The organism is Streptomyces lydicamycinicus, assembly GCF_000829715.2.
Classification (GTDB): Bacteria; Actinomycetota; Actinomycetes; order Streptomycetales; family Streptomycetaceae; genus Streptomyces; species Streptomyces lydicamycinicus.
On sequence record NZ_BBNO01000006.1, the window covers coordinates 124,571 to 150,293 of the forward strand.

A 25,723-nucleotide genomic window follows, 5' to 3' on the forward strand; every position below is an offset into this window, starting at 1 on the left:
GGAGAAGGCGGATCGCGTCGGCCCGTCCCTCTGGTTGTCTCCGCGTCAAGTGGTCCGCAAACAAAGACGGTTCGAGCCCCCGGCGGCTCGGGTATCACCAGCTCGGATGGCGTACGTGTCATCCCCCGTACGAGCGCGAGGAGTTGGGATGATGCCGTGCTGGTATGACGGTCCACTTGCCGCCTTCGACACCGAGACCACCGGGATCGACGTCGAGCGCGATCGCATCGTCTCCGCGGCCCTGGTGGTCCAGGAGACACCGCGCTCCGCGCCCCGGATCACCCGCTGGCTGATCAATCCGGGCGTCGAGATACCGGACGCCGCGACGGCGGTGCACGGCCTGACGGCCGAGCATCTCGCGCTGCACGGCCGCTGGCCCGCGCCGGTCCTGGAGGAGGTCGCCCGCGCCCTGGCCGCCCAGTCGGTGGCCGGCCGGCCGCTGGTCGTGATGAACGCCCCGTTCGATCTCACCCTCCTGGAGCGCGAGTTGAAGCGGCACCGCGCCAGCTCGCTGAGCGCCTATCTGGGGGGCCACCCGCTGCGTGTCCTGGACCCCCATGTCCTCGACAAGCACCTGGACCGCTATCGCAAGGGCCGCCGTACGCTCACCGATCTGTGTGCGCACTACGAGGTCGAGCTGACCGACGCCCATGAGGCGGCCGCCGACGCGCTCGCCGCACTGCGGGTGGTCCGGGCCCTGGGGCACCGCTTCGCCGAGCGTCTGGAAGGGCTGCATCCGGCGGAGCTGCACACCCGCCAGGCCGTCTGGTACGCGGCCCAGGCCCGTGGACTTCAGGCGTGGTTCGCCCGCAGCGGCAATCCGGAAGTCGTTGATCCGCACTGGCCGCTGCGTCCCGAACTCCCGGCAGCGGCCTGATCCTCCCTCAGTAATTCCACCGGCGGCAAAGACACCGGGCGGAATTCCCGTGGGGCACTCTTCCAACGAAAAGAACCGGGCCGCTTTTTGGCGGCCCGGTTCTTGATCCCGGTGGGCGATACTGGGTTCGAACCAGTGACCTCTTCGGTGTGAACGAAGCGCTCTCCCACTGAGCTAATCGCCCGGGTGTCGGCGAGGTTTCCCTCGCGAACGAGCAGAACAATACAGGCCGCCCGGGGCTTCCATCAAATTTCTGTTCCGGGGCGGCCCCGGGCCGCCGCGGCCGGGAGCCCGCGCCCCTCATCCGCGGGCCAGCCAGGCCGCCAGCCCGCGCCTCCCGGCCCGCATCATCAGCGCGTGATTGGCGAGGAACAGCGGCCGCCCCAGCAGCGCGAACCGCCGCAGCAGCGGCTTGCAGACCTCGACGTCCTGCTCGAAGACGGCACGGGTGCCGCCGGCGCCGGGCACCACCGTCCAGCGCGCCCAGCCCGCCAGATCCCCGCGCATCGTCATCTCCAGCACCCCCGCGCCCGGATCCCGTACGCGCTCGCTCGCCACCACCGTCAGGTCGTACGGCAGCAGGGAACGGAACCGGGCGGTGCCGCTGCGGTCGTCGAGCGGGGTCACCTCGCGGACCTGCGGCCACCACTGCGGATAGGCCTCGGCGCGTTCGAGGACGGCATAGACGACGGTCGGCGACGCGTTGAGCAGCCATACGCTGCGGAAGCGGTAGCGGTGCAGTCGGCGGGACCAGTCGGGCATGATCCCAGTGTGCGCCCCCGGGGGACGCGCCCGCCCAACAACTGTGAGGGCCCGGAGACTTGATGTCTCCGGGCCCTCGTCCGGGGTGGGCGATACTGGGTTCGAACCAGTGACCTCTTCGGTGTGAACGAAGCGCTCTCCCACTGAGCTAATCGCCCGGGCGCACCGCCAACATTACCGCACGTCGGCGGGCACTTCTGACCACGCCTCGGTCACTCGGAGACGTTCCACGGCATCGCGAGGCCGAACTTCCAGACGTAGACCGCGAGCGCCGCCGCGATGATCACCAGGCCGATGGTGGTCAGGATGATGTTGCGCCGCCGCACCTTGGGGTCGAGCGCCCGCTGGGCCGCTTCGGTGACCTTGCGCTTGGTCCAGCGCAGCACGAGCTGCGCCCAGACGAACTCCGTCGCCCAGATCGCCATACCGCCGAAGATCACCAGCCAGCCGGGCCCCGGCAGCGGCAGCATGATCACGCCGGCCACCACGACCGCGAGACCGACGACGAAGACTCCGACCTGCCAGCTGACATGCAGCGGCCGGGAACGCTTGATGAAGTGCGGCGCCCGCGAACCGAGCGGCTTCTCGGCCGGAGCGTCGTCCCCCTCCACCGTTCCCAGCCCCCCGTTACTCTGCGTATTCATACCTCCCAACTTACCGGACGCGACCGTCCGCCGGAATTACCGCCGGGGACGATCTCGCAATCCGCCGGAAGAGGTACCTGAAGCCACACAAAACCGTCAGAGGGGTTTACAACGGCACCGTAGGTGGCATGTCGATTTCGCCGACGTGCGAATCCCCGAGCGCACACTGAGCGAAAGGCCCTGGCGCTTATGAACACCACGGTCAGCTGCGAGCTGCACCTGCGCCTCGTTGTGTCGAGCGAGTCCTCACTGCCTGTACCCGCGGGCCTGCGGTATGACACGGCCGATCCCTATGCCGTGCATGCCACCTTCCATACCGGAGCCGAGGAGACCGTCGAGTGGGTTTTCGCCCGCGACCTCCTCGCCGAGGGCCTGCACCGGCCCACGGGCACCGGAGACGTCCGCGTATGGCCGTCCCGGAGCCACGGACAGGGTGTTGTCTGCATCGCCCTGAGCTCCCCGGAAGGCGAAGCCCTGCTCGAGGCGCCCGCGCGGGCTCTCGAGTCGTTCCTCAAAAGGACCGATGCCGCCGTACCGCCCGGTACGGAGCACCGGCATTTCGATCTCGACACCGAGCTCTCCCACATCCTCGCGGAGAGCTGAGACGCAGACCGGTTACCGAAAGCACCCACCCGCTCACACTTGCGCCCGTCCGACTCGGGGAGACGGCGCAGGACCGACAAGTTCACACGGCACACTTCGGCGTCGTCGCCGCGGACCCACCGCGGAGTCGGCGCTGAAGCTTGTTCGAAGCGCTAGAGTCGGCGACCATTCGGCAACCCACGGGGGCGGTACCCGTCCGGCCCCACCCTGCCAGGGAGCGGAACCGTGATCATCACCCATGACACCCGGTGCGCGCTGGACGCGGTCGTCGATCTGCTGAACACCGCCCCGGAGGGCGAAGGCCCCGGGGCCCCGGACAGCCTGACCGATCTCGCGGCCCTCGAGGACTTCGTCCAGCGCAACGCCGTCAGCGGCGTGGGCGCGCTCGGTGCGGGCGACCTGGCCTCCGTACGGTCCGTCCGCGCGCGCTTCGCCCGGGTCTTCGCGGCCGCCGACGACCGCACCGCGGCCGAACAGCTGAACTCGCTGGTCGCCTCGGCGGGCACCACCCCGCAGCTGACCGACCACGACGGGTACGACTGGCATGTCCACTACTTCGCGCCGGGCGCGTCGGTCGCCGATCATCTGGCCGCGGACGGCGGGATGGCGCTGGCCTTCCTCGTCGTCGCCGGGGAGCGCGAGCGGCTGCGGCACTGCGAGGCGCCGGACTGCCGGCATGCCTTCGTCGATCTCTCCCGGAACCGCTCCCGGCGCTACTGCGACAGCCGTACCTGCGGAAACCGGCTGCATGTCGCGGCCTACCGGGCCCGGCGGCGGGAGGCCGCGGGCTGAGCGACGGCGCGGCGGCCGGCCTCACAGGAGGAAGAGGTCGTGGACCGCACCGAGGAGGAGCAGAAAGCCGATCACGGCGAGGAAGAGCATCAGCGGCGGCTGGGACAGCGCGAACAGACAACCGCGTGGTCGGGGGGACGGGGCGTCGTCTTGGGCGAGGGCGCACTCATCGTTCATCTCGCGCGCATCATGACGCAGATGATCGTCCGAGTGCGCCCGATGGACGCCTCAGCAGCGGTAGTTCATCAGATCCCGTGCTTTTTCAGGATCGCTTCGATGTCCGAGAAGTCATCCTTGGGGGCACCGCCCTTGGCCGGCGCGGCCTTCCCCTTGGCGGCCGGCTGCGCCGCCGCGCGGCCCGCGCCGAGGGAGGGGGCGGAGGCGGCGGGGGCCACCGCGTCGGGCCGGTCGGCCGCCGCGGCCCGGCGCTCCTTACGGCTGCCGACCCCGCGGCGGCGCTCCACCGCCCTGGTGGTCATGAACAGCACGAACGAGAGGGCGAGCACGCCGAAGCCGGCCCAGACCGTGGGCTTGAAGACGATCCCGGCGAGCCAGTCGATGACGCCCGTCATCACCAGGCCGATGGGGATCAGGGAATAGGCGGCGATGCGGGTCGCGGCCAGGAACCGCTTGCGGTATGCCGTGATCGCGGCGATGCCCAGGCCCGCCGCCGACACCGCGGCACAGACGGTCGAGGTCAGCATCCGGTCCTCCTGCCGATGGATGGGTGAGCAGGCAGTCTGCTCCCTTCCATCCTGCCTTGTCCCGGCCCACGGGGGCCATGTTCCGGCCCGGCCTCAGGGACATCTCGGGGTCGGGCTCCTTCCCAGGTCCCGGTTCGGCCACCGGTCCGGGGTACCTCGCGGGACCGGCCGTGGGAAGACTGGAAGACTGGCTCTCATGAACGACGCCACCACCCCGTCCCCCGCCCGTCCCGTCCGCCCCGTGCTGGACGTGTGGTGCGAACTCCAGTGCCCGGACTGCCATGCCGCCCTGGAGGACCTGCGGGCGCTGCGGGAGCGCTACGGCGACCGGCTGGACATCCGGCTGCGCCACTTCCCCCTGCCGAAGCACCCGCACGCCTATGTGGCCGCGCAGGCCGCCGAAGAGGCCATCGAGCAGGGCCAGGGCTGGCCGTACATCGAGGCGGTGCTGGCCCGGACCGAGGAGCTCGGCAAGCGCGGGGACAAGCTCCTGCTGACGGTCGCCGGCGAGCTGGGGCTGGACACCGAGGAGCTGGACACCGCGCTGATCGACGGGCGGCATCTGCTGATCGTCGACGCGGACCAGGCCGAGGGCAAGGCCATCGGGGTGACCGGGACCCCGACGTATGTGATCGGCGGCGAGCGGCTGGACGGCGGCAAGAGCCAGGAGGGGCTGCGCGCCCGTATCGAGGAGATCGCCGACCGGCTGCTGGCCGAACAGGACTGAGTCCGGCCCCTCACGGGCTCTTCGCGGCCCCGCTCACAGGATCGGCTTCCACAGCAGATAGCCGGTGGGCCGGTAGCCCAGCGAGGCGTAGAGGCCGAGCGCCGGGGCGTTGCCCGCGTAGACGTTCAGACCGAGGCTGGTGCGGTTCGCCGCGAGGCTCTCCCGCTCGGCGATCCCCATCAGGGTGCGGCCGTGGCCCTGCCCGCGGTGTCCTGGGGCGACCCGCACATCGACGACATAGCCGCCGGGCTGGTCCGGCATCCGCAGGGCGACCCAGATACTGCCGACGTCCGTGCCGCCGTGGGCCAGGACGCGCAGCGCCTGGTGGGGAGTCTCCGCCCCCTCCGGGAGCAGGGCGCGATGGCCGGCGGCCGCGGTCTCCTCGGCGCGCTCCCGGGCCATTCCCTGACCGATCTGCGTGCGGATGTGCTCGGCGAGCGCGGCGTCCCGCCAGGCCGGGTACTCCGCCTCGCTCAGCGCGCGGTCGCTGCTGCCGTCGGGGAGCGGGGGCGCGGCGGTGAGGGGCTTGCTCATCATGCGGCTGCGCTCGGTGTAGCCCAGCGCGGCCGCGAGCCGCCCGGCGGCCTCGGCGTCGGCCGGGACGGTCAGCTCGATCTGCCGGCAACGCCAGCCGCGCAGCACCTCTTCCGCGGCGAGCGCGGCGACCGTGGCGCGGCCCCGGTGCCGGTCCGGCTCGTCGATGACCAGCTCCGCGATCCGGCCGGCCGTAGGGCCGAACCGGGCGTCCGTCGTCAGCCGTATCCCGCCGACCCGGCGGCTGTTGACACAGACGTCGTACGAGCGGGCGCGGTGCCCGTCGTCGTGCCGTTCTTCCGGTCCCGCGGGGCGCAGCGTTGTGGTCACGAGGACTTTCTACTCGCCCATGAGCGGGCGCGTCATCACCGCGGATCGAAGTCGGCGGCCGCCTGCTCCTCGAAGATCCGCATGGCTTCCGCGGTCACCGGGCCCGGGGCGTCGGCGAGTTGACGGTCGTCGATCCGGGTCACGGCCTGGACGTCGCGCAGCGTGGAGGTCAGGAAGATCTCCTCGGCCCGCTCCAGGACGTCCAGCGGCAGATCGGTCTCCTTGGCGCCGGCCCAGCCGACGGTCAGGGCACGGGTGATGCCCGCCAGGCAGCCGGAGTGCAGCGGCGGGGTGTGCAGTTCACCGTCCAGGACGACGAAGACATTGGCGCCGGTGCCTTCGCAGAGCGCGCCGACGGTGTTGGCGAACAGCGCCTCGGACGCGCCCCGTTCCCGCGCGCGGGCCAGGGCGACGACGTTCTCGCCGTACGACGTGGTCTTCAGGCCGGCGAGCGCGCCGCGTTCGTTGCGGGTCCACGGGACGGTGACGGCGGCGGTGGTGTCGGGGCGGCGCCGGGTCTCGGAGAGCGCGATGACCAGGGTGGGGCCGGCGTCGCCGCGGTCCGAGCCGAGCGGGGAGACGCCGCCGGTGTAGGTGAGCCGCAGCCGGCCGAGCGCCATCGGGTTGGCCGCCATGACGGCCTCACAGCCGTGCCGCACCTCGTCGAGATCGGGATCGGGCAGCCCCAGTCCGCGGGCGGAGGTGGTCAGGCGCTCCAGATGACGGGTGAGGGCGAAGGCGCGGCCGCGCTCGGCCTTGATGGTCTCGAAGACTCCGTCGCCGACCGTCAGGCCGTGGTCGAAGACCGAGACCCGGGCGCTCTCCGCGTCCTGTAGTGCCCCGTCGAGCCAGATCTTCATCGCTTTCCTCCACTCACCTCATGCAGGCCCGACGCTACCGCCAGCAGCCTGCGCGCCTTCAACTCGGTCTCGGCCCACTCCCGCTCCGGATCGGAGTCCCAGATGATCCCCGCGCCGGCGCCGAAACGCAGCACCGGACCGCCGGGCGGGGCGCGGTCGACCCAGAAGGTCCGTATGCCCACCGCGAGCTCGCCGGTGCGGCGGTCCGCGTCGACCCAGCCGATGCCTCCGCAGTACGGACCGCGGGGAGCGGTCTCCAGCTCGTCGATGATCCGCAGCGCGCTGGACTTGGGGGCGCCCGTCACCGACCCGGGCGGGAAGGTGGCGCCCAGCAGATCCGCCCAGGCGGTCTTCTCGTTCGCCCCGTCCAGCTCGCCGCGCACCGTGGAGACGAGGTGGACCAGGCCGGGGTGTTCCTCGACGGCGCACAGCGCCGGGACGGTGACGGTTCCGGTGGCGCAGACCCGGCCGAGATCGTTGCGGACCAGGTCCACGATCATCACGTTCTCCGCCCGGTCCTTCGCCGAGAGGTCCGCCGCGGTCCGGCCGGTGCCCTTGATGGGACCGGAGGTGACGATGCGGTCATCGCGCCGCAGATACAGCTCCGGGGAGGCGCTGGCGATCTCGACGCCGTGCGCGGGCAGCCGGATCGTGCCCGCGTGCGGCGCCGGATTACCGCGGGCCAGCACCGCGGACAGCGCGTCGACATCGGCCCGGCCGGGGTCGGGCAGCGGCGCGGTCAGCACCCGGCAGAGATTCACTTGATAGACGTCGCCGGCCGCGATGTGTTCACGGACGCGCCGCACACCGCCGGTATAGGCGTCACGGTCCAGCGAGCTGATCCAGTCCTCGGGCGCGGGGCCCCGCCAGGCGTCGGCGGCGGGCCGGTCCGCCGCGGTGGCTGGCCGGACGTCGCCGAAGCGGGCACAGACCACCGTGCCCTCGAAGTCGGCGGCGACCGCCCACCAGCCCGTGGAGTCCAGGGCCGCGGGATCGCTGGTCACATCCCGCAGGTCAGTGGCTATCAGGCCGCCGAAGCGTGCCATCGGAGCGAAGTCGTGCACGTCAGCGAGTCTATGGCGGCGGCCCGCGGGCCGCCTGCGCCGAGCGAGCACCGCAGCACGCTGCACAAACGCGTTTTTGTACTGGCCCCGGAATCCGCTAGAGTTCAACACGTCGCCGGGACGCGCAAGCGCCCCGGAGGCGGAGTAGCTCCCCGACGTAGTCTGGGAGAGACACCTGCGGACGTAGCTCAGTTGGTAGAGCACCACCTTGCCAAGGTGGATGTCGCGAGTTCGAGTCTCGTCGTCCGCTCGATGTGGGGGATCTTCCCGAACCCCCTCACTCCTGGTGGAGTGGCCGAGAGGCGAGGCAACGGCCTGCAAAGCCGTCTACACGGGTTCAAATCCCGTCTCCACCTCCAAGGACGATTAGCTCAGCGGGAGAGCGCTTCCCTGACACGGAAGAGGTCACTGGTTCAATCCCAGTATCGTCCACTGGATCCCCGGAAACGGGGTATCCGTCCCGCGCGATTAGCTCAGCGGGAGAGCGCTTCCCTGACACGGAAGAGGTCACTGGTTCAATCCCAGTATCGCGCACGCAGCTGTGGATCTTCGTGATCCGCGGTCCCGAGGACGATTAGCTCAGCGGGAGAGCGCTTCCCTGACACGGAAGAGGTCACTGGTTCAATCCCAGTATCGTCCACACCTGATCCCGAGGGCCGGAGCATATCGCTCCGGCCCTCGGTCGTTGTTCAGGACGCGAGCGATCAGGACGAGAAGAGCATGTGGCCGAAGCCGCGGTGATGGCCGTGGTGTCCATGGTGGCCGTGATGACCGTGGTGGCCGTGCTGCGGGGCGCCCCAGGCGGGGGCCTGCGGGTAAGCCTGCGGAGCGGGTGGCGGCGGGGCCTGCTGGGCCCATTGCGATTCGAGCCGGGTCAGCGCCTCCAGCTCCCCGTAGTCCAGGAATATCCCCCGGCAGCCGGCGCACTGCTCGATCTGCACGCCATTGCGCTGGTATGTCTGCATCGGTGCATGGCACTTGGGGCATTGCATCGTCGCTCAACTCCTGTCGTCCACTACTGCTCACGACGGCACCGCCGGAACGGCCTCCCGGCAGCGGGGCGTTCAGCCTACGCCGGGGCCGGCCGGCGCCAACTGCTGCGGCGGGGACGCCATCCGGGCACAGGCCTCGACGAACGCGGTCTCGGCCTCGTCCAGGGAACGGTCGGCGACGGCGGCCTTGGCGACGGCGAGCGCGGCGGTCTGCACGGTGAGCGTGCGGGCCGGAAGTTCCAGGTCGGGCCAGGGATCACCGTCCGGCCCCACGACCGGGCCGCCGGCCGCGCGGTAGGCGGCCAGGAAGCGCGTCCAGAGGTCCGGGGCCAGCAGGCCGGTGGCGAACCAGGCGGCGGGGCGGGCCAGGTCCCAGGCGCCGTCGCCCCGGCCGAGGTCGTCGATGTCGATGAGGAGCCAGGGGCCGTCGTCGGCGGGGTGACGGACGAGCTGGCCCAGGTGGAGATCGCCGTGGCAGAGGGTGCCGGCCCGCGGGGGCGCGGCCTCGCCACGGGCCCAGGGCGGCAACGCGGCCCAGGCCCGCTCGACGACGGCCGCAGCCGCGGGCAGCGTCCCGGCGGCCGTCCGGGGTGCGTGGCACCCGGGCGGCGGGCCGTCGGCCGGAACCGGTGCGGTACGCAGCCGGGCCAGGGCGCGGGCGGCCTTGGCGGGGCCGCGCATCGGCGGCACGGGACCGGGAAGTTGGCGCAGGTCGACGCGGTGCAGCCGGGCCAGCAGGCGGGCGGTGTCCTCCCAGGGGGCGGCGTCGGGGTCGTCGGGCGGGACCGGGCTGCCGTAGGGCCAGCAGGTCAGCGCACGGCCCTCTTCGGTGAGGGTGAGATAGCCGTCGGGGGCGGTGACCGGGAGCGGGGGCAGCAGGATGCCGTGCAGAAGGGGGTGGGCGGCGATGCGCAGCCGGGCGGCGAGCGCACGGGGGTCGCCGCCGGGAGCGTGCGCCTTGGCGACCGTATGGCCGCTGCGGACGACCGTGCCGTCGGGGCGGTCGGCGAGCACCTCGGAGGAGGGGGCCGGGGCGCCTTCCCGGGTCGCCGTCGCGGACAGGGCGGCCAGCCGGTCGAGCAGTGAGGTGGTCATCGTTCCCCCGGGTCCGGCGCGGGCCGGATGTGCCGTGCGTGGTGGTGCGAGCCAGGGGCGGCCCGGTCCGGGATCGTACGCGCGGCGCGGGCGGAACGGGACGGCCGCGGTCCGGAACGCTCGACGGCCGGGCATCTCCCCAGATGCCCGGCCGTCGTGCCGTCCGCCGCACCCCCCGTCCCCACGGGGTTTCGGCCGGAGGTCCCCCGTCCCGGGCCGCTCTCCCGGGACCGGGGCGCTACGCTCAGCGCCCCAGCATTCCGACCACGGACGACGCCTGTGTCAGCACGGCTTCCCAGCCGCCGAAGACCACGGCGAGAACGATCGCCAGCGGCAGCACCATGGCCACCGCGACGAGGGGGTGGCGGGTACCGGCGGACTGCCGGCCCGCGAGCGCCGCGGGGACTCTGCGCCCCTGCGCCCGGAGGACCCTGCGCCCGGAGGTCTGCGCCATCGTCCCGCTCCCGTCGTGTTCTGGGGCGGCGGGCGTCTGACCTCGGGGGACGAGTGCACCACCCGCCGCTTGAAGACCACCCTAGGCACGCGGGCGGCCGCAGGCGTCATGCCGTCGTACCGAATGGGCGGCCTCCATGAGGATGACCTCACCGCGTCCCGTGTACTCCTCTGGGTGGAGAAACACGTCCAGGGCCTGGGGACATCCCCGAGGGGGGACCGTCGGACGGACCGCCCCGGGCACTCCTGAGGGTGACCTCGCTCACTCCGGCCGCTCCCCCGCGCACGGCGGTCCCGCCCCCGCACCGTACCCGGCCCGCCGCCCCTTCCCGCGCCCCGGCCGTATCCCCCGCATCCCTCACCAACCCGGCCCGATCCCGTTACATCCCGTCAATCCCCCTTCCGCAGCGGATCATTGGGATCGCACCTGGGATACCCGGCCGCCCGCCGGGAAGAAGCGCTCACGCGCGCCGGGGACCACATGCGGCCCCGGTCAATCCACCGGCCGACGCATGCGCGGCCTCTCAGCACAGCGAGCCGTCAATCCGTAAGCTGTGCCACGTCAGACGGTTGGCAGCGGAGGGGGCTCCCCACCGCAGGTAGGGGACGGACATGGCGATGATGCGGCTCCGACGCGAGGACCCGCGTGTCGTCGGGACGTTCCGGCTGCACCGCCGGCTCGGCGCGGGCGGGATGGGTGTGGTCTACCTCGGCTCGGACAAGCGCGGGCAGCGGGTGGCGCTCAAGGTGATCCGGCCGGACCTGGCGGAGGATCAGGAATTCCGCTCGCGGTTCGCCCGGGAGGTCTCCGCCGCCCGGCGGATCCGCGGTGGCTGTACGGCCCGGCTGGTCGCGGCCGATCTCGACGCGGACCGCCCCTGGTTCGCCACGCAGTACGTCCCGGGGCCCTCGCTGCACGACAAGGTCAACGAGGAGGGGCCGCTGTCCCCGGCGCAGGTCGCCTCCATCGGCGCCGCGCTCTCCGAGGGGCTGCTGGCCGTCCATGACGCGGGCGTGGTGCACCGCGATCTGAAGCCGTCCAACATTCTACTGTCGCCCAAGGGCCCGCGGATCATCGACTTCGGCATCGCCTGGGCGACCGGCGCCAGCACACTGACCCATGTCGGTACGGCCGTCGGCTCACCGGGCTTCCTGGCGCCGGAGCAGGTACGCGGCGCCGCGGTGACCCCGGCGACGGACATCTTCGCGCTGGGCGCCACCCTCGCGTACACCTGCACCGCGGACTCCCCCTTCGGTCAGGGGAGTTCAGAGGTCATGCTCTACCGCGTGGTCCACGAGGAGGCGCAGCTCGCCGGGGTGCCGGACGCACTGGCGCCGCTGCTCGCCTCGTGCCTGGCCAAGGACCCGGCGGACCGCCCCAGCACCCTGTCGCTGTCGCTGCGGCTCAAGGAGATCGCGGCCCGTGAGGCGCACGGGCTGTCGGGCGGGCCGCTGGAGAACGGGCCCGGCGGCGGCGGTTGGGAACGCCGGCCCTCGGAGCGGCCGACCGGTCAGCGGGCCGAGGAGTACGCGCGCCAGCGCACCGAGCGCCGGACGGCGGGCAGCTCCTCGCCGCGTCCGCACCCTTCCCGTCCCCCGGTCCCGCGGGACGCGGCGGCCCGGCCGGCCGGTCCGGCCTCGGCCGGGGGGAAGAATCCGCGGACCGGCGGGCGGAACGGGCGACGGGTGCCGGCCGCGCGGCCGACGGGGCGAAACGGTTCGCGTACCCCGGTGCGCACGACCTCCGGCGGGCGCCGGCCGGGCCCCGACCGCCGGCTGCTGCGCCAGCGCGTCATCGTGTTCGTGGTGGTGACGCTGCTGGTGGCGCTCGGTATCGCGGCCGCCCAGGGGTGCCAGGGTCCGGCCCGCGGACTCGGGGCGGAACGCTCCGCGTCGGCGGCCGCCGGGATGGGGGTGGCGGGGCCTTACGGGGTGGGGGAACGGAACCCCTAGGGGGTCGGGGCGCCCCTTGCGGGCCTCAACGGGGTGGGGTGGGGGGAAATTCCCGGCAGGCGCTATGCCGGACGGCCGGTTGCCACCGCGTAGAAGGCCACCGCGGCGGCCGCGCCGACGTTGAGGGAGTCCACGCCGTGCGCCATCGGGATGCGGACCCACTCGTCGGCGGCCCGCAAGGCGCCGGTGCTCAGGCCGTCGCCCTCGGCGCCCAGCATCAGCGCGGCGCGCTCCAGGGTGTGCGGGGCGGCCTCGTCGATGGCGGTGGCCTTCTCGGCCGGGGTGAGGGCGAGCAGCTTGAAGCCCGCTTCCCGTACGGCGGCCAGGTCCCGGGGCCAGCTCTCCAGACGGGCGTACGGCACGGAGAACACCGCGCCCATGGAGACCTTCACCGAGCGGCGGTAGAGCGGATCGGCGCAGTCCGGGGAGAGCAGCACCGCGTCCATGCCCAGGGCCGCCGCACTGCGGAAGATCGCGCCGATGTTGGTGTGGTCGTTGACCGCTTCCATGACCACGATGCGGCGGGTCCGGGCGAGGAGATCGGTGGCCGCGGGCAGTGGCTTGCGCTGCATGGAGGCCAGCGCGCCGCGGTGCACGTGATAGCCCGTCACCCGCTCGGCGAGGGCCGGGCTGACGGCATAGACCGGTGCCGGGACCTCGTCGATGACATCGCGCATGACGTCGACCCACTTGGCCGAGAGCAGCATGGAGCGCATCGCGTAACCGGCGTGCCGGGCCCGCCGGATGACCTTCTCGCCCTCGGCGATGAAGAGCCCTTCCGCGGGCTCACGCCGGCGCCGCAGCTCGACGTCGGTCAGGCCGGTGTAATCGGCCAGCCGCGGGTCGTCCGGGTCGTCGACGGTGATGATTTCTGCCACGGGGAGATAGTGCCTTGTCGGTGTCGGGGTGCCAATGCCGCGTCGGGGGATCGGTTACCTGGGGGTGGGGGCGACGGCGACGACCTCGCCGATGACGATGACCGCCGGGGGGCGGACGCCCTCGGCCCGTACGGTCTCGCCGAGGGTCGCGAGGGTGGCGTCGACCCGGCGCTGGGCCGCGGTGGTCCCCTCCTGGATGACGGCGGCGGGGGTGTCGGCGGCGCGGCCGTGCTCGATCAGCTTGGCGGCGATGGCGCCGCTGTTCTCCACGCCCATCAGGACGACGAGGGTGCCGCGCAGCTTGGCGAGCGACGGCCAGTCCACCAGCGAGCGTTCGTCGTCGGGGGCGACATGGCCGCTGACGACGGTGAACTCGTGGGCGACGCCGCGGTGGGTGACGGGGATGCCGGCGGCACCCGGCACCGAGATGGTGCTGGAGATGCCGGGGACGACCGTGCAGGGGATGCCGGCCTCGGCGAGCGCCTGGGCCTCCTCCATGCCGCGGCCGAAGACGAACGGGTCGCCGCCCTTGAGCCGCACCACCGCCTTGCCGGCCTTGGCGTGCTCGATCAGCGCGTTGTTGATGGCCTCCTGCGCCATGAAGCGGCCGTAGGGGATCTTCGCGGCGTCGATGACCTCGACATGCGGCGGGAGTTCGGCGAGGAGGTCGCGGGGGCCGAGGCGGTCGGCGATGACCACGTCGGCCTCGGCGAGCAGCCGGCGGCCGCGGACGGTGATCAGGTCCGGGTCGCCGGGGCCGCCGCCGACCAGGGAGACCCCCGGGGTGTGCGGGCGGCGGTGGTGCGGGGCGGCCAGGCTGCCGTCCCGGAGGCCCTCGACGATGGCGTCACGTACGGCGGCGGAGCGGCGCGGGTCGCGGCCGGTGAGCACGGCGACGGTGACGCCCTCGCTGCGGCCGGTAGCGGGGGTCCAGGCGGTGGCCGCCTCGGCGTCGTCGGAGCGTACGCACCACACCCGGCGGTCCTCGGCCTCCTGGGACGCGGCGGCGTTGGCCTCCGGGTCGTCGGTGGAGATCAGCGCGTACCAGGCGCCGTCGAGGTCGCCGTGCCGGTAGCGGCGGCGCTCCCAGCGGACCTCGCCGGCGTCGGCCATCGCCTCGACGGACGGGGTGGCGGACGGGGAGATCAGCAGGACATCGGCGCCCGCGGCGACGAGGGACGGGAGCCGGCGCTGGGCGACCTGTCCGGCGCCCAGGACAACCACCCGGCGGCCGGACAGCCGCAGTCCGACGGGGTAGGCAGCGTGTTCGGCGACGTGCTCAGCCATGGCGGTACGGCTCCTTGTGCGGATGGTGCGGGTTCGGCGACCGGCTCAGCCGCTGCGGCTCTGGAGCGGCTGGTGGGGGTACGGCCCGGGGTGGCGTACGGCCCCGGCCCACAGCCTATGGGGCTGCGGGCCGGGGGTCATGCGGAGGTCAGGGCCTGATCAGGTCTTCTCCGTCACTCCGGCGGAGTCGAAGGTGGCGACCTCGTGCATGGCGCGGGCGGCGCTCTGCACCACGGGGAGTGCGAGCAGGGCGCCGGTGCCCTCGCCGAGGCGCAGATCGAGGTCGACCAGCGGACGCAGGCCCAGCTTGTTCAGGGCCGCGACATGGCCGGGCTCGGCGCTGCGGTGGCCGGCGATGCAGGCGGCCAGCGCCTCGGGGGCGATGGCGCGGGCCACCAGGGCGGCGGCGCCGGCACTCACTCCGTCGAGGATCACCGGGGTACGCAGCGAGGCGCCGCCGAGGATCAGGCCGACGAGGGCGGCGTGCTCCAGGCCGCCGATCGCGGCGAGGACGCCGATGGGGTCGGCCGGGTCGGGCTGGTGCAGTTCCAGGGCGCGGCGGACCACATCGACCTTGCGGGCGTGGGTCTCGTCGTTGATGCCGGTGCCGCGGCCGGTGACCTCGACCGGGTCGACGCCGGTGTAGACGGCGATCAGCGCGGCCGAGGTGGTGGTGTTGGCGATGCCCATCTCGCCCGTGAGCAGGGCCTTGTTGCCGGCCGCGACGAGGTCACGGGCGGTGTCGATACCGACCTCGATCGCCTTGAGCACGTCCTCCTGGGTCATCGCCGGGCCCGCCGTGAAGTCGGCGGTGCCGGCGCGGACCTTGCGCGGCAGCAGACCGGGGGTGGCGGGCAGATCGCTCGCCACCCCGACGTCCACGACACAGACCTCGGCGCCGACCTGGTTGGCGAAGGCGTTGCAGACCGCGCCGCCGCCCAGGAAGTTGGCGACCATCTGGCCGGTGACCTCCTGGGGCCAGGGGGTCACGCCCTGGGCGTGCACACCGTGGTCACCGGCGAAGATCGCGACGGCGGCCGGCTCCGGGATGGGCGGCGGGCACTTGCGGGAGAGCCCGGACAGCTGCGCGGAGATGATCTCCAGCATGCCCAGCGCCCCGGCGGGCTTGGTCATCCGCTTCTGCCGCTCCCATGCCTCGCCGAGCGCCTTGGCGTCCAGCGGGCGGATGCCCTGGAGGGTCTCCTGGAGGAGGTCGTGCGGGCTCTCGCCGGGCAGCGCGCGGCGGCCGTAGGTCTCCTCGTGGACGACCCAGGACAGCGGGCGGCGCTTGGACCAGCCCGCCTGGAGCAGCTCGGGATCCTCCGGGAACTCGTCGACGTAGCCGATGCACAGGTAGGCGACGACTTCGAGGTGCTCGGGCAGGCCCAGCTCGCGGACCATTTCCCGCTCGTCGAAGAAGCTGACCCAGCCGACGCCCAGGCCCTCGGCGCGGGCGGCGAGCCAGAGGTTCTCGACCGCGAGGGCGGAGGAGTACGGGGCCATCTGCGGCTGGGTGTGCCGGCCGAGGGTGTGCCGGCCGCCGCGGGTGGAGTCGGCGGTGACGACGATGTTCACCGGCGTTTCGAGGATCGCCTCGATCTTCAGCTCGCGGAACTGCTTGGCGCGCGCCTTGGGCAGCGACTTGGCGTACGCCTCGCGCTGGGCCATCGCGAGCTGGTGCATCTTCTCGCGGGTCTCGTCCGAGCGGATGACCACGAAGTCCCAGGGCTGGGAGTGGCCGACGCTGGGGGCGGTGTGGGCGGCCTCCAGGACGCGCAGCAGCACGTCGTTGGGGATCGGGTCGCTGCGGAAGCCGTTGCGGATGTCGCGGCGTTCGCGGATCACGCGGTGGACGGCGGCGCGCTCGGAGTCGTCGTACCCGGCGGCCGGGGACAGCAGGCCGTCGGCGACGTCGGGCGTAGCGGCGGGGCCCTGCTGGTCCGCCGCCCGCGGCTGGTCGTCGTCCTCGTCCGCACCCGCGTCCTCACCCTCGCCCTCGCCCTCGCCGAGCTGGACGAGTGCCGCGGCGTCCTGCAGCTGGGGCGTCTCGTCGGCGTCGGCAGTGGGCTCGGCGTCGGGGGCGGGCTCGTCGGCGGGGGCCGCGGTCCGCGGGGCCGGGGTGTCCACGGGGGTGTGCTCGCCGGACGCCTGGGCGGGGATGTGGACGGTGACGGGCCGGGCTTCGGCCGGCGGCTCGGCGGAAGCGCCGGGCGCAGCCTCCGCGGGGTCGGCGGCGGCGGGCGCGGCCTCCTCAGCGGGCTCGTCGGGGGTCGCCTCGGCCGCGGGGGCGGTCGGTTCGGCGGGGTTTTCGGCGTCGTCCGGGGCGGCCGCTGCGGGCTGCTGCTCGGCGGGGGCGTCCGCGTCCTGCATCGCGGCCTCCGCGGCGGGCTCCTGGGCGGTCTGCTGCCCCGCGGCGTCCACGGGGGCGTCGGGCTGCGGCTGTCCGGCGGCCGGCTGCTGTGCCTCGGACGGCTCTATGACGGCCTGCTCCTGGGGCACCCCGTCGTCGGTCGCGGACGCCGCGACCGGGCCTTGGGGAGCAGCGCCGGACGTCGGGGCGACGGGCTCGGCGACCGGGGCGTCTTCGGTGGCGTCGGCCGGGGTGACCTGGTCCGGAGCGGCCTCGGCGGGAGTGGCGGCCGCGGGCTCCGGGCGGGGCTCGGCCGGGGCAACGGCGTCCGGCTGGACCTCGGTGGCGGCGGGCTCGGCGGCGACGGGCTCGGTGGCGACCGGCTCGGCGGTGGCCTCGGGCTGTTCGGCGGTCTGCTCGTTCTGCGGTGCCTGGGGGGCCTCGGCGGCGGCGTCGGCAGCCGGCTGTTCCGCTACGGGCGCCGTGGCCTGGCCGGGCGCGTCGGACGGGGCCGGGGCGGCGGCGTCGGCCGGCTGCGCCGGGGCCGAGGCATCGGCGGGCTGTCCCGCTGCCTGCGCCTCGGGCTCGGCGGGCGCGCCCTGACCGGCGGGCTGCGGGGCCTCGGGGGCGACGGCCTCGGGCTGCTGGGCGTCCGGGGCGGGGGCCTGGCCGGGCGCGTCCTGCACGGGGGCGTCGGGCGCGGGGGCGTCGGGCGCGGGCGCGTCCGGCGCGGCGACATCCTGCACAGACGCGTCCGCAGCGGCGACATCCTGCACGGGGCCGTCCGCAGCGGAGGCATCCGCCGTGACAACACCCGGCGCGGCGGCCTCCACTACAGCGTCCTCCGCCCCAGCCGTTCCCTCCTGACCGGGCGCTGCCGCATCCGGCACCGCGTCCGCAGCACTGTCCTGCGGCGGCATCGGCACATCGGCCCGCGGCTCCTGCCCGGCCTCGGCGGCGGTACCGACGACGGGAGCACCGTCCCCGGCCTGCGCGCCGTCCTCGGCCGGCAGCGGCATCGGCTGTTCGACGGGCAGCGCCGCGTCCTGCGGGGCGGACTGCACGACGTCGGCGGGGGCGACGGGGGCCTCGGCGAGGGCGGCAGATGCCTCGGGGGCGACCGTTTCTGCAAGCGGGGCCGCGGGGGCCTGTGCGGCAGCGTCGTTCCACTGCGGCACCTGCGACGGGATCTCGCCGAGCTGCGGGCCGGGCAACGGGCCCTGGCCGGCGGCACCGTAGGTCTGCTCGGCGTTCAACTGCCCGCCGTAGGACTGCTCACCGTACGAGGGCGCGACGAAGGTCTGCTCGGCCGCCGCCACCTCCGCGGGGGGCTGCTCGGCGTACGGCAGGTCAGCGGCGGTCTGGGCGTCGGCCGCCGGGCCGGGCACCGGGGCCGGGGCGTCGAAGTATTCGGGGCCGCCCGTGGGGGGCCCGGCGTGCCGTGCGGCGGATGGTGCGGGCACCTCGGCCGGTCCGCGGTCGGCGAGCGAACGGACCACCCCGCCGGTCGGGTCGGGAACGGGCGGGCCCATGTGCAGCGGACGGCGCGGGGGCGTGGCGGGGGCAGCCGCGCGGGCCCGGTCCGGCTGCGGGGCCGCGGGCTGGGGGATGCGGACGGCGCTGAGGTCGACGGAACCGGAGTCCCGGCCGCCGCTCTCGTGGTCGCCGGTCCGGGCGGGCATCGGCTCGTAGCCGGTGGTCCCCTGGGCGGCCGCGTCGAACGGCGCTCCCTGCTGGGGCTGCGGGTCCGCACCGTGGTGGGTCTCCTGCGGCTGCGGGAGCGGCTGGTGCGCGGACTGCTCGCTCCAGGCGCCCTGAGCGCCCGGCATCAGCAGATCGTCGTCCGCGACCGCGCCGTCGGTCTGGCCGAGGTAGGGGTATTCGCCCGGAGCGGGCGCCATGCCCGGCTGCTCCGTCGGTCCGGCGTCGGCAGGGGAGGGAGCGGCCGCCGGCTGCGGCTGCCCGGGATGTCCGCCTGCGTTCTCCGGCTGTCCCTCGCCCGGGACCTGGCCGGTGTCGGTCATGCGTACCCCTCGCCCATTGGTAGTGCTCCTTCCAACCGCTCGTGCGACGCGCTCGACCGGGGCGCGCCGACGCCCCGATAGCTAGAACGAGCGAGCACGCCTCGCGGCACGTCCGCTCTCCAGAGCTTCATATTCGGCCAAAACCACAGCATTTTCCGGATATTGGCGTACGAAGCCGAATGCGGAACGGCGGCGCAACGATCCGCCAGCCTACCTCGCGCGGGTTGCCGTGCTGGTCACGGGTGAGGAACGCGATACCCGCTGAGCAGAAACACCACGGACCGCTCCCGTTCGACCCAGACGGAAGTGTCCAGGTCCACGGACTGGAGCAGTGCGCACTCGACTTCGTAGCCGCCGTCGGCCAGCGCCCGGCCGAGCGCTTCGGCCTCGTCACGGGTGGCGGCGTGGGTGACGATCCGTTCGGGACGGCGGGCCGCGCAGGCGGTGAGCACGTCCGCTCCCCCGCCGCCGACCCGGATCACGTCGGGCTCGGGCAGATCCTCCAGGACCTGCGGCGCCCGGCCGTGCACGACCTGGAGTTGGACACCGTGCCGGCGGGCGAGGGCGGCGGTGCGTCCGCAGGCCTCCGGGTCGGCGTCGACCGCGATGACGGCGGCGCCGAAGCGCGCGGTCTCCACCGCGGCGGCGCCGCTGCCCGCGCCGATGTCCCAGACCAGGTCGCCCACCTGCGGCCCGAGACGCGCGAGTTGCGCGGTGCGCAACTGGACGGACTCACCCTCGCCCAGGGCGCCGCCGTACGCGCTCGCCGGAAGTCCCCAGCCGCGCGGGCCCGTCGGGTGGCCGACCTCGTGACCGGCGATCCAGCCGGTGCCCTGCGCCGCGGCACCGGCGGGCGAACCACCGACGACAATGACGACATTGGGGTCACGCCAGACATGGTCGGCGGCCTTGTCGGAGGTGAGGACGGTCACCTGCTCCCGCTCGGTGCCCAGTTCCTCGCAGATGACGAAGGTGCGGTGGACGCCGCCGAGCAGCAGGGCGAGTTCGGCGGGGCCGGCGCCGGGCGAGGTGAGCACCGCGACCTTGGTGTGGGCGCGGCAAACGTTCACCGCGCGGCGCAGATCGCGGCTGTGGGCGACCACGACCTGGGCGTCGTCCCAGGGCATGCCGGCCTGCGCGAAGGCGGCCGCGACGGAGGAGACGGCCGGGACCACTTCCACTTCCAGACCGTGCTCGGGGGCCCGCAGGGTGCGGACGACACCGAAGAAACCGGGGTCGCCGTCGGCGAGCACCACGGCGGTGCCGCGGTGCTGGGCGATACGGCGGGCGGCCAGGGTCACACTGCCGAGCCGGATCCGTTCGGCGTTCGGCGGCACTTCGGGAAGGGCGAGGTGGTGGGCGGCGCCGGCCACCAGCGTGGCGGCGCCGAGCGCGGCGCGGGCTGCGGCGGTCAGTGGAGAGCCGTCCCATCCGATCACCGTGACCCGGTCGGCCATGCTCGTCAGTCTCCTGGGGCTGCTGTGGTTACGCGGGCGGGGCGGCAGACAGAGCGGCCGCCAGCCGGTTGTGGTGCGCTGTTCCGCGCTGGTCGCGCAGAGGCGCGGCAGGCCGAGACTACCCCGTGCGGTACGGACCTGAGTGCGGGCGTGGTCAGTTCCACTCGGGGTAGCTGAATCCGTTCGCGTCGGCGAGCCGGCCGGGGACCCCTTCGAGGTCCTCGGGCAGCAGGCTCCACACGATCAGATCGGTCCGGATGTCCGTCCAGCCGCCGTCCTCGGTGCGGCTGCGGGCTATGAAGGCGTTGCGCAGCACGCCCTCGCTGATGCAGCCGATCTTCTGGGCGACCTGTTGGGAGGCGGTGTTGTCGGCGGCGGTGCGCAGCTCGATACGCTCGAACTTCTGGTCCTGGAAGAGCCAGTGGGCGACGGCGAGCGAGGCCTCGGAGGCGTACCCCTCACCGCGGGCCCAGGAGGCGACGACGTAGCTGATCTCGCTGGAACGGATCCGCCAGTCGGTATTGCTCAGTTGGACCACGCCGACCAGGCGCTGGGTGAGGAACTCGGTGACCGCGAAGTCGATCCCGTGGCCCGCCGTCCGCTCCGCGTGGGCGCTCTCGGTGGTCCAGCGGCGCGCGGCGTCCTCGGTGTACGGCTGGGGTATCGCGGTCCAGGCCGCGACCAGCTCGTCGTTCATCATCGCGGCGAGGGACGGCACATCGGCCTCCTCGAAAGGGCGCAGCACCAACCGGTCCGTGCTGATCGAGGTGTCCGGAAAGGTGGATGTCATGCCGCTGCTCCCACGCCGTTGACTGTGGTGTCCGGACCGTCGCGGGCTGTGAGACCGCGAGGTCACGGGCCGTCTTGACCGTCTTGAATGCACCAGCATGCAGCATGGGCGTACGGGTGTGCACGTGCGTGGGCCCCGGGCGCGCGCCGGGCGCGTCCGGGGCCTGCGGGCCGCCCGTGCGGACGGACACCTTCCGGTGACCTGCGCACGGGCGACTGCGTGTCTACACCCGCCCACCCCCCGAAGGGGGGTGGGCGGCGGGGAAAAAACGGGCCGGCAGGAAACCGCCCCGCAAGCAGGTCAGCTCTTGGCCGGGCCGAAGGCCGGGATGACCGAGCCGTCCTTGTACTTGTCCTCGATGAACTTCTTGACCTCGGGGGAGTTCAGGAGCTTGGCCAGCTTCTTGATCCGCGGGTCGTTCTCGTTGCCCTTCTTGACGGCGAGGAAGTTGGCGTAGGGGTTGTCCTTCGACTTCTCCAGGGCCAGCGCGTCCTTGGAGGGCTTGAGGTGAGCGCCGATGGCGAAGTTGCCGTTGACGATCGCGGCGTCGACGTCGTCGATGCGCGGCGCGGTCTGGGCGGCCTCCAGCTCGGTGATCTTGACGCCCTTGTCGTCCTTGACGTCGGTCAGCTTGGCGTCGGAGCCGACACCGGGCTTGAGGGTGATCACGCCGTTGTCGGCGAGCAGCTTGAGCGCCCGGCCCTCGTTGGAGGGGTCGTTCGGGACCGAGACGGTGCTGCCGGCCTTGAGCTCCGAGAGCTTGTCGATCTTCTTGGAGTAGACGCCGAGCGGCTCGATGAGCACGTTCTGGACGGGCACGATATGCGTGCCGTTCTCCTTGTTGAAGGTGTCGAGGAACGGCTTGTGCTGGAAGAAGTTGGCGTCGACCTGGCCGTCGTCGGTGACCTTGTTCGGGATCTTGTAGTCGTTGAACGGCTTGACGACCAGCTTGAGGCCTTCCTTGTCCGCCAGCTTGTTCTTGACGAAGTCGAGGATGGCGGCGTGCGGGGCGGGGCTCGCGGCGACGACGAGGGGGGCGTTCTTGTCGCCCTTGTCGCTGCTGGCGGTGGTGTCGGAGGGGGCCGAGCAGGCGCTCGCGCCGAGGGCGACGGCGGAGGCGGCGGCGACGGCTGCGGTGATCTTGATGGTGTTGCGCACGAAGAGTGCCTCTTTCTTGTTCACACACGGGTTCATGTGCGGTGTCCGCCCGGCAAAGGGTCCGGGCTCTTGGGTGGAGCGGGTGGCTCCGGGATCAGGCGGCTTCGGTGACGGCGGCCGGCTCCTCGATGCGGGTACGGCGCAGGGAGGAGGCACGGGTGCCGCGCTGGGCGAGCCGGCGGACGATGCGGTCGCCGAGCACCTGGACGAGGGTGACCAGGAGGATCAGTTCCACCACGGTGGCGATCATCAGCGAGGTCTCGTACTGCTGGTAGCCGTAGGTGTAGGCGAGGTCACCCAGACCGCCGCCGCCGACCGCACCGGCGATCGCGGAGTAGCCGATCAGCTGGATGACCAGGGTGGTGACGCCCGCGACCAGCGCGGGCAGCGCCTGCGGGAGCAGCACCTTGAAGACGATGGTCCAGGTGCCGCCGCCCATGGCGTGGGCGGCCTCGACCAGTCCGTGGTCGACCTCGCGCAGGGCGGCCTCGACCAGTCGCGCGAAGAACGGGATGGCGGCGATGGCGAGCGGGACCACCGCGCCGGTCGGGCCGATGGAGACGCCGACGAGGAGCCGGGTGAAGGGGATCAGCACCACGATCAGGATCAGGAACGGGAAGGACCGCCCGATGTTGGTGACCGCACCGAGCACCTTGTTCACGACGATGTTCTGGAGGACGGCGCCGCGCTGGGTCAGATGCAGCAGCACGCCGACCGGGATGCCGAGGAGCACCGCGTAGAACGCGGACCACCACACCATGAAGAGGGTGTCGAGCGTGCGGTCGTACAGCAGCGGCTGCATCTCGTTCCAGGTCACTTGGCACCTTCCTTCTGGAGCGCGGCGGCGGGCTCCGGGGTGGCCGGCCCGTCGGCGGGGCCGGTGGCGGTCGCTGCGGCGCTGTGGTCGACGTCCGCCACGTCCACCTGGAGCCCCTGCTCCCGCAGGAAGCCGATCGGCACGACGTTCTCCTCGAAGCGGCCGGGCAGCTCGATGCGCATCCGGCCGATCTGCTTGCCGCCGACGGTGTCCATGGCGGCGCCGAGGATCGAGATGTCGACGTTGTAGGTGCGCGACAGCTCGGAGATCACCGGGCGGGTGGCGGCCGAGCCGTGGAAGGTGATGTCGACGACGGTGCGGTCCTCGGCGGAGGGCTCGCCGCCGACCGGGAACAGCTCGCGGGCCAGCTCGGAGCCGGGGGTGGCGAGCAGTTCGGCGACGGTGCCCTGCTCGATGACGCGGCCGTTCTTCATCAGCGCGGCCGAGTCGCAGATCGTCTTGACGACGTCCATCTCGTGCGTGATGAGCACGATGGTCAGGCCCAGCTTGCGGTTGAGGTCGCGCAGCAGTTGGAGGATGGAGCGGGTGGTCTCCGGGTCCAGGGCGCTGGTGGCCTCGTCGGAGAGCAGCACCTTGGGGTCGCCGGCCAGCGCGCGGGCGATGCCGACGCGCTGCTTCTGCCCGCCCGAGAGCTGGGCGGGGTAGGCCTTGGCCTTGTCGGCGAGGCCGACCAGGTCCAGCAGCTCCAGCGCCTTGCGGGAGCGCTCCTTGCGGTCGACCTTGAGGATCTCCAGCGGCAGTTCGACGTTGTCCTGCACGGTGCGTGAGGACAGCAGGTTGAAGTGCTGGAAGACCATCCCGATGTGGCTGCGGGCGGCGCGCAGACCGGCGCTGGCGCGCTTGCCGCGGCCGGCGATGGAGGTCAGTTCCTGGCCGGCGACGGTGACCGTGCCGGAGGTGGGGCGCTCCAGGAGGTTGAGGCAGCGGATGAGGGTGGACTTGCCGGCGCCGCTCTGGCCGATGACGCCGTACACCTCTCCTTCGCGGACGTGCAGATCGACGCCGTCCAGGGCGGTGACTTCGCGGTCTCCGGAACGGTAGACCTTGGTCAGGCCCGTTGTGGTGATCACAGGGAATTCCGTCACTGTCGAGTGCTCGGCGGCTCGCCCGCCGGGCACGGGGCATTCTTGCGAGTGCGGCAGAGGGGAACAGGGAGCGGCGGCGGGCGCGGGGCCCGGCTCCGGGTTCCGGTGACGCGGGGCGGCCGGGGGCGTCGGGAGTCCGACGTACGGCTCATGGCAGGGTCTCGCTTCGGGGCGCGAGGCTCAGGCGGGGGCCCTCAGCGGTCACACATTCGACACAGGCAACGAGCACCGGGCGTCTGGTACGCCTCGGTCGCAGGGGTGCGGTAGCTCGTCGTGGTCATGCGGGAAGTAAACCAGACAGCAGTGCGGCCCGATCAAGCCAGTCCGGATTGCGGACACCACCGACCGCCCCTTGGACAGACCCTCGTCCGGGGAAAACGATCTCGCCCGACCCGCCCGTGGCCTGCACGGATGCGGCCGGGCTCGGAGGGAGGGGGCGAGCGGCCGACGGCACGGGGGCCCGGTGCGCTGTGGTCAACGCCACGGCCGGCGTTCCGGCCGCGTGGCCGGGTCCTGGAAAGCCCCGGGCCGCCTCCCTCGGGCGTGCGGACCGCGGTGGGGCCGGGCGCGGCCGACCGCCCGCCGCCGATTAGCATCGCCCCATGCCCCACAACCCCACGGCGCGCGGCCACGCCGTCCGGAGGCCCCGGTGATCGACGCGCTGACGATCGCGGTCGCGGTGACCGCTCTCGCCCTCGCCGCCTGGTGCGGCTTCGCGGCGTTCCGTGACCAGCCCACCAAGGACTGGCACTTCATCGGCATGGGCCTGGTGTCGCTGCTCAGCATCGTCCAACTGGTCATCGCCGTCGTGCAGTTGTCCCGCGGAGTGTCGCCGGACAAGGGCACCGCGCTCTTCGTTTCGTATCTGCTCGGGGCCGCCGCCTGTGTCCCGGCGACCGGCTTCATGTCGCTCTCGGAGCGCACCCGCTGGGGTTCGGCCACCGTCGCGGCGGGCGCCGTGGTGCTGGCCGTGCTGGAAGTGCGGCTGTTCGACATCTGGGGAGGCGGCAGTGCCTGAGACCACGAGGACCACCGAGCACACAGCGGCCGCCGGCCCGGCCCGGCGCTCCCTGGGCACCGGCCCCGGCCGGCTGCTGGTCGCGCTCTACGGCATCTTCACCGTCGCGGCCGCCTCCCGCTCGCTGTACCAGCTCCTCGCCCAGTTCGACCGGGCCCCGCTGGCGTACGGCCTCTCGGCGGGCTCCGCGGTCGTCTACGGGTTCATCACCTTCTCGCTGGTGCGCGGCGGCGAGGGCGCCCGCCGGGCCGCGTTCGCCTGCTGTGCGCTGGAGCTGCTCGGGGTGCTCGGCATCGGCACCTGGACGCTGCTCGACCCGTCCGCGTTCCCCGACGCCACGGTCTGGTCGGACTACGGCATGGGCTATCTCTTCATCCCGATCTTCCTGCCCGTCACCGGGCTGCTGTGGCTGCGCCGGTCGCGTACGGAGCGAACGACGGCCTGAGGC

25 protein-coding genes and 7 tRNA genes are annotated in these 25,723 nt (G+C 72.9%); 12 read left to right on the forward strand and 20 right to left on the reverse strand.

Annotation, left to right across the window (positions count from 1 at the left end):
• The first annotated feature begins 151 nt into the window (after positions 1–151).
• A complete protein-coding gene (locus TU31_RS20910; protein ID WP_042157555.1) occupies positions 152–877 on the forward strand; it encodes a 3'-5' exonuclease in 726 nt (241 codons plus the stop codon).
• A gap of 112 nt (positions 878–989) precedes the next feature.
• Here the strand turns inward: TU31_RS20910 and TU31_RS20915 are convergent.
• From TU31_RS20915 to TU31_RS20930, 4 genes are all read right to left on the reverse strand, one after another.
• Positions 990–1,061: transfer RNA gene (locus TU31_RS20915), tRNA-Val, on the reverse strand.
• A gap of 116 nt (positions 1,062–1,177) precedes the next feature.
• Complete coding sequence (locus tag TU31_RS20920) at positions 1,178–1,639, reverse strand: SRPBCC family protein (RefSeq protein ID WP_042156949.1); 462 nt, start codon at positions 1,637–1,639, stop codon at positions 1,178–1,180.
• Between the two features lie 86 nt (positions 1,640–1,725).
• A tRNA-Val gene (locus tag TU31_RS20925) sits at positions 1,726–1,797 on the reverse strand.
• 54 nt (positions 1,798–1,851) lie between these two features.
• Positions 1,852–2,283, reverse strand: a complete 432-nt coding sequence (locus tag TU31_RS20930; RefSeq protein ID WP_042156951.1) for a TIGR02611 family protein — start codon at positions 2,281–2,283, stop codon at positions 1,852–1,854.
• 189 nt (positions 2,284–2,472) lie between these two features.
• Here TU31_RS20930 and TU31_RS20935 point away from each other — a divergent pair, with 189 nt between their 5' ends.
• Both TU31_RS20935 and TU31_RS20940 read left to right on the forward strand, forming a co-directional pair.
• Complete coding sequence (locus tag TU31_RS20935) at positions 2,473–2,886, forward strand: SsgA family sporulation/cell division regulator (protein WP_003959770.1); 414 nt, start codon at positions 2,473–2,475, stop codon at positions 2,884–2,886.
• A gap of 225 nt (positions 2,887–3,111) precedes the next feature.
• Positions 3,112–3,678 carry a CGNR zinc finger domain-containing protein gene (locus TU31_RS20940; RefSeq protein ID WP_042156957.1) on the forward strand — a complete coding sequence of 189 codons (567 nt, stop codon included), beginning with the start codon at positions 3,112–3,114 and terminating at the stop codon, positions 3,676–3,678.
• 21 nt (positions 3,679–3,699) lie between these two features.
• Here TU31_RS20940 and TU31_RS39195 read toward each other — a convergent pair whose 3' ends face one another.
• A complete protein-coding gene (locus TU31_RS39195) occupies positions 3,700–3,855 on the reverse strand; it encodes a hypothetical protein (RefSeq protein ID WP_181018640.1) in 156 nt (51 codons plus the stop codon).
• A 68-nt stretch (positions 3,856–3,923) separates the two neighbouring features.
• Positions 3,924–4,382, reverse strand: coding sequence for a hypothetical protein (locus tag TU31_RS20945; protein WP_042156959.1), 459 nt, complete (start codon positions 4,380–4,382; stop codon positions 3,924–3,926).
• 196 nt (positions 4,383–4,578) lie between these two features.
• Between TU31_RS20945 and TU31_RS20950 the strand changes: the two genes are divergently transcribed.
• On the forward strand, positions 4,579–5,109 hold the full coding sequence (locus TU31_RS20950; protein ID WP_042156961.1) for a DsbA family protein: 531 nt from the start codon (positions 4,579–4,581) through the stop codon (positions 5,107–5,109).
• A 33-nt stretch (positions 5,110–5,142) separates the two neighbouring features.
• Here TU31_RS20950 and TU31_RS20955 read toward each other — a convergent pair whose 3' ends face one another.
• Genes TU31_RS20955 through TU31_RS20965 form a run of 3 tightly spaced genes read right to left on the reverse strand, consistent with a single transcriptional unit; the run spans position 5,143 to position 7,897 of the window.
• Positions 5,143–5,973, reverse strand: a complete 831-nt coding sequence (locus TU31_RS20955) for a GNAT family N-acetyltransferase (RefSeq protein WP_042156963.1) — start codon at positions 5,971–5,973, stop codon at positions 5,143–5,145.
• A gap of 35 nt (positions 5,974–6,008) precedes the next feature.
• Positions 6,009–6,833: an aminotransferase class IV gene (locus TU31_RS20960; RefSeq protein WP_042156966.1), complete on the reverse strand. Its 825-nt coding sequence runs from the start codon at positions 6,831–6,833 to the stop codon at positions 6,009–6,011.
• A complete protein-coding gene (locus TU31_RS20965) occupies positions 6,830–7,897 on the reverse strand; it encodes a chorismate-binding protein (RefSeq protein ID WP_158894589.1) in 1,068 nt (355 codons plus the stop codon). Before TU31_RS20965 ends, TU31_RS20960 begins: the two co-directional genes overlap by 4 nt.
• Positions 7,898–8,074: 177 nt before the next feature.
• Between TU31_RS20965 and TU31_RS20970 the strand changes: the two genes are divergently transcribed.
• The 5 genes from TU31_RS20970 (at position 8,075) to TU31_RS20990 (ending at position 8,537) form a co-directional block, all read left to right on the forward strand.
• Positions 8,075–8,147 (forward strand) — tRNA-Gly (locus tag TU31_RS20970).
• 35 nt (positions 8,148–8,182) lie between these two features.
• Positions 8,183–8,256: transfer RNA gene (locus TU31_RS20975), tRNA-Cys, on the forward strand.
• A gap of 1 nt (position 8,257) precedes the next feature.
• A tRNA-Val gene (locus TU31_RS20980) sits at positions 8,258–8,329 on the forward strand.
• A 30-nt stretch (positions 8,330–8,359) separates the two neighbouring features.
• Positions 8,360–8,431, forward strand: a tRNA-Val gene (locus tag TU31_RS20985).
• Positions 8,432–8,465: 34 nt separating this feature from the next.
• Positions 8,466–8,537, forward strand: a tRNA-Val gene (locus TU31_RS20990).
• Positions 8,538–8,601: 64 nt separating this feature from the next.
• On the opposite strand, the gene TU31_RS20995 is transcribed toward TU31_RS20990, so the two are convergent.
• The 3 genes from TU31_RS20995 to TU31_RS21005 all read right to left on the reverse strand — a co-directional run bounded on the left by TU31_RS20995 (position 8,602) and on the right by TU31_RS21005 (position 10,438).
• Positions 8,602–8,889 carry a TFIIB-type zinc ribbon-containing protein gene (locus TU31_RS20995; protein WP_078885880.1) on the reverse strand — a complete coding sequence of 96 codons (288 nt, stop codon included), beginning with the start codon at positions 8,887–8,889 and terminating at the stop codon, positions 8,602–8,604.
• 72 nt (positions 8,890–8,961) lie between these two features.
• The gene (locus TU31_RS21000) at positions 8,962–9,984 is read right to left on the reverse strand and encodes a phosphotransferase (protein ID WP_042156973.1); all 1,023 of its coding nucleotides are present in this window, start codon (positions 9,982–9,984) and stop codon (positions 8,962–8,964) included.
• Positions 9,985–10,228: 244 nt separating this feature from the next.
• Positions 10,229–10,438, reverse strand: coding sequence for a hypothetical protein (locus TU31_RS21005; protein ID WP_042156975.1), 210 nt, complete (start codon positions 10,436–10,438; stop codon positions 10,229–10,231).
• Positions 10,439–11,049: 611 nt separating this feature from the next.
• Here TU31_RS21005 and TU31_RS21015 point away from each other — a divergent pair.
• Entirely contained in the window at positions 11,050–12,390 is a 1,341-nt protein-coding gene (locus tag TU31_RS21015) for a serine/threonine-protein kinase (protein ID WP_042156978.1), read from the forward strand.
• A gap of 62 nt (positions 12,391–12,452) precedes the next feature.
• Here the strand turns inward: TU31_RS21015 and TU31_RS21020 are convergent, their stop codons facing one another.
• The 8 genes from TU31_RS21020 to TU31_RS21055 form a co-directional block, all read right to left on the reverse strand.
• Positions 12,453–13,268 carry a TrmH family RNA methyltransferase gene (locus TU31_RS21020; RefSeq protein ID WP_042156980.1) on the reverse strand — a complete coding sequence of 272 codons (816 nt, stop codon included), beginning with the start codon at positions 13,266–13,268 and terminating at the stop codon, positions 12,453–12,455.
• Between the two features lie 54 nt (positions 13,269–13,322).
• Positions 13,323–14,555 carry a uroporphyrinogen-III C-methyltransferase gene (cobA, locus tag TU31_RS21025; RefSeq protein ID WP_042156982.1) on the reverse strand — a complete coding sequence of 411 codons (1,233 nt, stop codon included), beginning with the start codon at positions 14,553–14,555 and terminating at the stop codon, positions 13,323–13,325.
• 159 nt (positions 14,556–14,714) lie between these two features.
• Positions 14,715–18,929 (reverse strand): nicotinate-nucleotide--dimethylbenzimidazole phosphoribosyltransferase, encoded by a 4,215-nt coding sequence (gene cobT / locus TU31_RS21030; RefSeq protein ID WP_042156984.1) that lies wholly within the window; start codon positions 18,927–18,929, stop codon positions 14,715–14,717.
• A gap of 236 nt (positions 18,930–19,165) precedes the next feature.
• Complete coding sequence (cbiE, locus tag TU31_RS21035) at positions 19,166–20,386, reverse strand: precorrin-6y C5,15-methyltransferase (decarboxylating) subunit CbiE (protein ID WP_042156986.1); 1,221 nt, start codon at positions 20,384–20,386, stop codon at positions 19,166–19,168.
• A gap of 154 nt (positions 20,387–20,540) precedes the next feature.
• Positions 20,541–21,176, reverse strand: coding sequence for a GNAT family N-acetyltransferase (locus TU31_RS21040; protein ID WP_042156987.1), 636 nt, complete (start codon positions 21,174–21,176; stop codon positions 20,541–20,543).
• Between the two features lie 300 nt (positions 21,177–21,476).
• Positions 21,477–22,358, reverse strand: a complete 882-nt coding sequence (locus TU31_RS21045) for a MetQ/NlpA family ABC transporter substrate-binding protein (RefSeq protein WP_078885881.1) — start codon at positions 22,356–22,358, stop codon at positions 21,477–21,479.
• 70 nt (positions 22,359–22,428) lie between these two features.
• Positions 22,429–23,151 (reverse strand): methionine ABC transporter permease, encoded by a 723-nt coding sequence (locus TU31_RS21050; RefSeq protein WP_042156989.1) that lies wholly within the window; start codon positions 23,149–23,151, stop codon positions 22,429–22,431.
• Entirely contained in the window at positions 23,148–24,242 is a 1,095-nt protein-coding gene (locus tag TU31_RS21055) for a methionine ABC transporter ATP-binding protein (RefSeq protein ID WP_042156991.1), read from the reverse strand. The genes TU31_RS21050 and TU31_RS21055 overlap by 4 nt, the downstream gene beginning before the upstream one ends.
• A 664-nt stretch (positions 24,243–24,906) precedes the next feature.
• Here TU31_RS21055 and TU31_RS21060 point away from each other — a divergent pair.
• Both TU31_RS21060 and TU31_RS21065 read left to right on the forward strand, forming a co-directional pair.
• On the forward strand, positions 24,907–25,275 hold the full coding sequence (locus TU31_RS21060; protein WP_042156992.1) for a hypothetical protein: 369 nt from the start codon (positions 24,907–24,909) through the stop codon (positions 25,273–25,275).
• Complete coding sequence (locus TU31_RS21065) at positions 25,268–25,720, forward strand: hypothetical protein (RefSeq protein ID WP_042156994.1); 453 nt, start codon at positions 25,268–25,270, stop codon at positions 25,718–25,720. Before TU31_RS21060 ends, TU31_RS21065 begins: the two co-directional genes overlap by 8 nt.
• The last annotated feature ends 3 nt before the right edge of the window (positions 25,721–25,723 follow it).

Bases quoted from the DNA above. Each gene is read 5' to 3' on its own strand.
- TU31_RS20910 (WP_042157555.1), top strand. From the start codon at position 152: ATGCCGTGCTGGTATGACGGTCCACTTGCCGCCTTCGACACCGAGACC.
- TU31_RS20920 (WP_042156949.1), bottom strand. From the start codon at position 1,639: ATGCCCGACTGGTCCCGCCGACTGCACCGCTACCGCTTCCGCAGCGTA.
- TU31_RS20930 (WP_042156951.1), bottom strand. From the start codon at position 2,283: ATGAATACGCAGAGTAACGGGGGGCTGGGAACGGTGGAGGGGGACGAC.
- TU31_RS20935 (WP_003959770.1), top strand. From the start codon at position 2,473: ATGAACACCACGGTCAGCTGCGAGCTGCACCTGCGCCTCGTTGTGTCG.
- TU31_RS39195 (WP_181018640.1), bottom strand. From the start codon at position 3,855: ATGAACGATGAGTGCGCCCTCGCCCAAGACGACGCCCCGTCCCCCCGA.
- TU31_RS20945 (WP_042156959.1), bottom strand. From the start codon at position 4,382: ATGCTGACCTCGACCGTCTGTGCCGCGGTGTCGGCGGCGGGCCTGGGC.
- TU31_RS20950 (WP_042156961.1), top strand. From the start codon at position 4,579: ATGAACGACGCCACCACCCCGTCCCCCGCCCGTCCCGTCCGCCCCGTG.
- TU31_RS20960 (WP_042156966.1), bottom strand. From the start codon at position 6,833: ATGAAGATCTGGCTCGACGGGGCACTACAGGACGCGGAGAGCGCCCGG.
- TU31_RS20995 (WP_078885880.1), bottom strand. From the start codon at position 8,889: ATGCAATGCCCCAAGTGCCATGCACCGATGCAGACATACCAGCGCAAT.
- TU31_RS21000 (WP_042156973.1), bottom strand. From the start codon at position 9,984: ATGACCACCTCACTGCTCGACCGGCTGGCCGCCCTGTCCGCGACGGCG.
- TU31_RS21005 (WP_042156975.1), bottom strand. From the start codon at position 10,438: ATGGCGCAGACCTCCGGGCGCAGGGTCCTCCGGGCGCAGGGGCGCAGA.
- TU31_RS21015 (WP_042156978.1), top strand. From the start codon at position 11,050: ATGGCGATGATGCGGCTCCGACGCGAGGACCCGCGTGTCGTCGGGACG.
- cobA (WP_042156982.1), bottom strand. From the start codon at position 14,555: ATGGCTGAGCACGTCGCCGAACACGCTGCCTACCCCGTCGGACTGCGG.
- cobT (WP_042156984.1), bottom strand. From the start codon at position 18,929: ATGACCGACACCGGCCAGGTCCCGGGCGAGGGACAGCCGGAGAACGCA.
- cbiE (WP_042156986.1), bottom strand. From the start codon at position 20,386: ATGGCCGACCGGGTCACGGTGATCGGATGGGACGGCTCTCCACTGACC.
- TU31_RS21040 (WP_042156987.1), bottom strand. From the start codon at position 21,176: ATGACATCCACCTTTCCGGACACCTCGATCAGCACGGACCGGTTGGTG.